5 protein-coding genes are annotated in these 5,147 nt (G+C 60.9%); 2 read left to right on the forward strand and 3 right to left on the reverse strand.

From position 1 onward, the window contains the following. The coding region (locus QVE23_RS10355) for a DNA gyrase/topoisomerase IV subunit B (protein WP_287968165.1) at positions 1 to 1,946 on the reverse strand (1,946 nt) is incomplete at its 3' end. A gap of 469 nt (positions 1,947 to 2,415) precedes the next feature. On the opposite strand from QVE23_RS10355, the gene QVE23_RS10360 reads away from it, so the two are divergent. Then, positions 2,416 to 2,790 (forward strand): desulfoferrodoxin family protein, encoded by a 375-nt coding sequence (locus tag QVE23_RS10360; RefSeq protein ID WP_273482610.1) that lies wholly within the window; start codon positions 2,416 to 2,418, stop codon positions 2,788 to 2,790. 137 nt (positions 2,791 to 2,927) lie between these two features. Here the strand turns inward: QVE23_RS10360 and spoVAC are convergent, their stop codons facing one another. Further along, positions 2,928 to 3,365 carry a stage V sporulation protein AC gene (gene spoVAC, locus QVE23_RS10365; protein ID WP_021747567.1) on the reverse strand — a complete coding sequence of 146 codons (438 nt, stop codon included), beginning with the start codon at positions 3,363 to 3,365 and terminating at the stop codon, positions 2,928 to 2,930. 126 nt (positions 3,366 to 3,491) lie between these two features. Here spoVAC and hemW point away from each other — a divergent pair, with 126 nt between their 5' ends. Continuing rightward, positions 3,492 to 4,703, forward strand: coding sequence for a radical SAM family heme chaperone HemW (hemW, locus tag QVE23_RS10370; protein ID WP_051319915.1), 1,212 nt, complete (start codon positions 3,492 to 3,494; stop codon positions 4,701 to 4,703). Positions 4,704 to 4,748: 45 nt separating this feature from the next. Here hemW and QVE23_RS10375 read toward each other — a convergent pair whose 3' ends face one another. Further along, the gene (locus QVE23_RS10375) at positions 4,749 to 4,940 is read right to left on the reverse strand and encodes a ferredoxin (RefSeq protein WP_021747569.1); all 192 of its coding nucleotides are present in this window, start codon (positions 4,938 to 4,940) and stop codon (positions 4,749 to 4,751) included. Positions 4,941 to 5,147 lie beyond the last annotated feature (207 nt).

Genomic DNA, 5,147 nt, shown 5'->3' on the forward strand with positions numbered 1-5,147 from the left:
TGGTCCTTCCGGCCCTGGAGGTTGTCCCCCAGCAGCAGGTCGAACACCGCCGCCGTCTGCTCCACGTCCTCCGGCATCACCCGGATCAGCCGCCGGGTCTCCGGGTTCATGGTGGTCAGCCACATCATGTCCGGGTCGTTCTCGCCCAGGCCCTTGGACCGGTCGATCTTGTACTTCTTCCCCTCCAGGGATTTCACGATGTCGTTCTTCTCCTTGTCGGAGTAGGCGAACCACGTCTTGTCGCCGCTGTTGATCTCAAACAGGGGCGTCTCCGCGATATACACGTACCCCTCCCGGATCAGGGTGGGGGTCAGCCGGTACAGCATGGTGAGGATCAGCGTCCGGATCTGGAAGCCGTCCACGTCGCCATCGGTGCAGATGACCACCTTGCTCCACCGCAGGTTGCTCAAGTCAAAGGGCGCCACGTTCTTCACGTGCTTGTTCTGGACCTCCACGCCGCAGCCCAGGACCTTGATGAGGTCCGTGATGATCTCGCTCTTGAAAATCCGGGCATAGTCCGCCTTCAGGCAGTTCAGGATCTTGCCCCGCACCGGCATGATGCCCTGATACTCGGAGTCCCGGGCCAGCTTCACGCTGCCCAGGGCGCTGTCGCCCTCCACGATGTAGATCTCCCGCTTGTCCACGTCCTTGGTGCGGCAGTCCACGAACTTCTGGACCCGGTTGGCGATGTCCACCGAGCCGGAGAGCTTCTTCTTCACGTTCAGGCGGGTCTCCTCCGCCTTCTCCCGGCTGCGCTTGTTCAGCAGCACCTGTTCGCCGATCTTCTCCGCGTCAAAGGGGTTTTCAATGAAGTAGATCTCCAGGTTGCTGCGGAGGAACTCCGTCATGGCCTCCTGGACAAATTTGTTGGTGATGGCCTTTTTCGTCTGGTTCTCGTAGCTGGTCTGGGTGGAGAAGTTGTTGGACACCAGCACCAGGCAGTCCTCGATGTCCGCCCAGGTGATCTTGCTCTCGCTCTTCTGATACTTCCCCTGGTCCCGCAGGTACTTGTCGATGGCGGAGACAAAGGCGGACTTGGCCGCCTTCTCCGGGGAGCCGCCGTGCTCCAGCCAGGAGGAGTTGTGGTAGTGCTCGATGACGTTCACCTTGTTGGAGAAGCAGCAGGCCACACTGAGCTTCACCTTGTATTCCGGCTTGTCCGCCCGGTCCCGGCCCTTCTTCTCCGTCTGCCAGAACACCGGCGCCGTCAGGCTCCCCTCTCCCGCAAGCTCCGTCACATAGTCCATGATGCCGTTTTCGTAGAGGAACTCCGCCTCTTCGAACCGACCCGGCTCTGTCTCGTTCCGGAACCGGAAGGTGACCCCGGCGTTCACCACCGCCTGGCGCTTCATCACGTCGGTGAAGTACTCCGCCGGGATGGCGATGTCCGTGAACACGTCCAAGTCGGGAAGCCAGCGGGTGCGGGTGCCGGTTTTTCTGGCCTGGCTCTTGGGCAGGGGCGTCTTCCCCAGTTCCCCCACGATCTCGCCCCGCTGAAAGTGCAGGGTGTATTCAAAGCCGTCCCGCCAGACGGTGACGTCCATGTAGCGGGAGGCGTACTGGGTGGCGCAGGCACCCAATCCGTTGAGCCCTAAGGAATATTCGTAGTTGTCGCCGGAGACGTTGTCGTACTTGCCGCCGGCGTACAGCTCGCAGTACACCAGCTCCCAGTTGTACCGCTGCTCCTTCTCATTCCAGTCCACCGGGCAGCCCCGGCCCGCGTCCTCCACCTGGATGGACCGGTCTGCAAACCGGGTGACAGTGATGGTCCGGCCGTGGCCCTCCCGGGCCTCGTCGATGGAGTTGGAGAGAATCTCGAACACCGCGTGCTCGCAGCCCTCCAGTCCGTCAGAGCCGAAAATGACGCCGGGCCGCTTCCGGACCCGGTCTGCGCCCTTTAATGCCGAAATGCTGTCGTTGCCATAGTCCTGCTTCTTGGTTGCCATTAAGTTCCTCCAAAGGCAGTGTCTGCCGTAAAATTCATAAATTTATTGTAGCACACCCGGCGCTGTCCTTCAAGTGCTCCCCCAAAAGACGCCGTGATCCCGCCCGCTTCCCGACTCTTCACACAAATTTTACAAAAATGTTATTGCGTAAAATTTCTCATAACCTGGCCGTCACCCAGCTCAATGCCCTTTTCATCGGGGTTTTGCACATTCTCCACAGAGTTTTCCACACCGTTATGTCAACTTTTGAAATACGAAAAAAATACCGCGCCGCGCACACCCCGGCCGGACGCTCCGTTTTTCGGATCAGATGCTTTTACAGAGCGCCTTTTCAGCCAGCCGGATGCCCGAAATTATTTTGTGGTTGCAAATGCAATATATGCGCACATTTGGATATGCTAATATATTGCCAGAAGAAATCCCTCTCCCCTTGAAAGTATTTCAAAAAACGGAAAAAGGAGAATTCTATATGAAGTTCTATATCTGCAAACATTGCGGCAATGTCATCACCAAGCTCACCTCCGCCCAGGTGCCCGTGAAGTGCTGCGGCGAGGAGATGCATGTGCTGGAGGCCGGTGTCACCGACGCCGCCCAGGAGAAGCACGTGCCTGCCGTCACGGTGGAGGGCAGTCTGGTGAAGGTGGACGTGGGCTCTGTCACCCATCCCATGACCGCCGAGCACTTTATCCAGTGGGTGGTGGTGGAGACTGAGCGGGACGCCCTGATCCACTGGTTCCACCCGGAGGAGGCGCCGGAGGTCGTGTTCGCCCTGGCGGAGGGCCAGACTGCCAAGGCCGTTTATGCCTACTGCAACCTCCACGGTCTTTGGAAGAAGGACCTGTAAGCTGCGAGACACCAGACCGCCCCGGCGCTGTGCAGCGCCGGGGCGGTCTTCTGACTTTTGAGATCGGATATATTTAGGATATAGGAAGCCTCTGTGGGTGCAGCATCCCCAAAGCGGGACGGCATGGCATTCCCGCTTCAGCCGAGCAGCACCAGGACCACGCCGTAAATCACCGAGGCCAGGGTGCCGAACACGATCACCGGCCCGGCGATCAGGAACATCTTGGCCGCCATGCCAGTGACGAATCCCTCGCTGCGGAAGTCGATGGCCGGTGAGACCACCGCGTTGGCAAAGCCGGTGATGGGCACCAGCGTCCCGGCGCCGCCAAAGCGGGCCAGCTTGTTGTACAGGTTCAGCCCTGTCAGCAGGGCGGAGAGAAACACCAGCGTGCAGGAGGTGGCGGTGCCCGCCGTCTTTTCCTCCAGGCCGGCGGCAGTCCAGCCGTTCAGGATCAGCTGGCCCACCACGCAGATGGCCCCGCCCACTACAAAGGCCAGGACCGTATCCTTCAGCAGCGGCGACTTGGGGGCCTTCTGCTTCACATACTGCTGGTATTCCTGCGGCGTCATATTCATTGAAAATCCCCTCCAGGCCATTTTCCCATAGGGTCTCCTGCTTGTTCGGAAACTATACGCACTTGCAAACCTGCGCGGAAGGGAGTACACTGTTGCCCGAAGATTTGTGTGTTTGGAGGAATCCCCATGAGACCCATGCCCGCCCCGCTGGGCCTGTATATCCACATTCCCTTCTGCAAGAGCAAGTGCGTCTACTGCGACTTCTACTCCCTGCCCCGGTCCGAGAGCCGGATGGACGACTACACGGATGCCCTGTGCGCCCATCTGGCGGAGACCGCCCCCTTCGCGGCGGGCCATCTGGTCGACACCGTGTACTTCGGCGGCGGCACCCCCAGCTATCTGGGGACCAAGCGGCTGGTGAAGATCCTGAAGACCATTCTGAAAAAATACAAGGTGGACAAGCAGGCGGAGATCACCCTGGAGGCCAATCCCGACTCCGCCGGGGACTGGAAAGAGCTGCGCACCCTGCGCCGGTGCGGGTTCAACCGCCTCTCCCTGGGAATGCAGTCCGCCGATGACGAAGAGCTCTCGGAGATCGGCCGGGTGCACACCATGGCTCAGACGGAAGCCGCCGTGGAGGCCGCCCGGAAGGCCAAGTTCCAGAATCTCTCCCTGGATTTGATTTACGGCCTGCCCCATCAGACGCTGGAGGGGTGGCAGAAAAACCTTTCCGCTGCCTTGGACCTGACGCCGGAGCATCTCTCCTGCTATGGGTTGAAGGTAGAGGAGGGTACGCCCCTTTTTGCCCGGCGGGGGACCGCGGGTCTGCCGGGGGACGACGCCCAGGCGGACATGTATCTCTACACGGTGGAGTTCCTGAAGGCCCAGGGCTATGAGCAGTATGAGATCTCCAACTTCGCAAAGCCGGGCTGCGCCTCCCGGCACAATCTGAAATACTGGACCCTGGGGGAGTACGCCGGCTTCGGCCCCGGCGCCCACTCGGACTTCGGCGGCGTGCGGTACGCCTACACAAAGGATCTGGAGGGCTATATCCGGGGCGTGCGGGACCACGCCCCCATGCTGTCGGAGAGCGACCGCATCCCACCCCTGGACCGGGACACCGAATGGGTAATGCTGGGCCTGCGGACCACGGCGGGTTTGGACCCCAAGGCATTTGAGCGCCGCTTCCGCCGCCGGTTCACCTGCTTTCTGCCCTTCCTGGACCAGTGCGCCAAGGCCGGCTATGCGGTGGCGGAGGACGGCCGCTGGCACCTGACGCCCCGGGGCTTTCTGGTGTCCAACCAGATCATCGGTGGGATGCTGGATGCCCTGGCCGCGGACAAACAGCGGCGGGCCGATGCCGCCGCCCGGGGAGATTTCCGGGTGAACCTGGATTGAATGAAAAAAGCCGCCCGCTGGAATGCTCCGGCGGGCGGTTCTTTCTCATGCCTTCCGGGCCCGGATGGCATTGACCGGGCAGCCGTTGGCCGCGTCGAAGGCCCCCGCCTCCTCCGCCGGGGTCCGGGGCTGGGCCTGCACCACGGACACCCGCCCCTGGATCTGAAACACGGCCGGCACCGCCGCCGCGCACATCCCGCAGCCGATACACCGGGAGGCGTCCACATTGACTGTCATGCGCTTCCTCCTTTTCCGCGGGCTGCGCCCGCTGTTCCCTTTTATTGTAATACACCGCGCCGGTTTCTCCAAGTCTTTTCTGCGGCGGGCGGAACTTTTTTCCCGCAGACGCCGTCTTGTATTTGGGAGACTCTGTGCAATCTGGTGGATTTTGTTGCCCCATTCCCATTTACTTTTCCGCCTGTTTATGCTATTCTGAAGAGGATT

Source organism: Oscillibacter sp. KLE 1728, from assembly GCF_934833455.1.
Taxonomy (GTDB): domain Bacteria; phylum Bacillota; class Clostridia; order Oscillospirales; family Oscillospiraceae; genus Oscillibacter; species Oscillibacter welbionis.

Coding starts and splice junctions, on each gene's coding strand:
- hemW (WP_051319915.1), top strand. CDS start 3,492: ATGAGACCCATGCCCGCCCCGCTGGGCCTGTATATCCACATTCCCTTC.
- QVE23_RS10360 (WP_273482610.1), top strand. CDS start 2,416: ATGAAGTTCTATATCTGCAAACATTGCGGCAATGTCATCACCAAGCTC.
- QVE23_RS10375 (WP_021747569.1), bottom strand. CDS start 4,940: ATGACAGTCAATGTGGACGCCTCCCGGTGTATCGGCTGCGGGATGTGC.
- spoVAC (WP_021747567.1), bottom strand. CDS start 3,365: ATGAATATGACGCCGCAGGAATACCAGCAGTATGTGAAGCAGAAGGCC.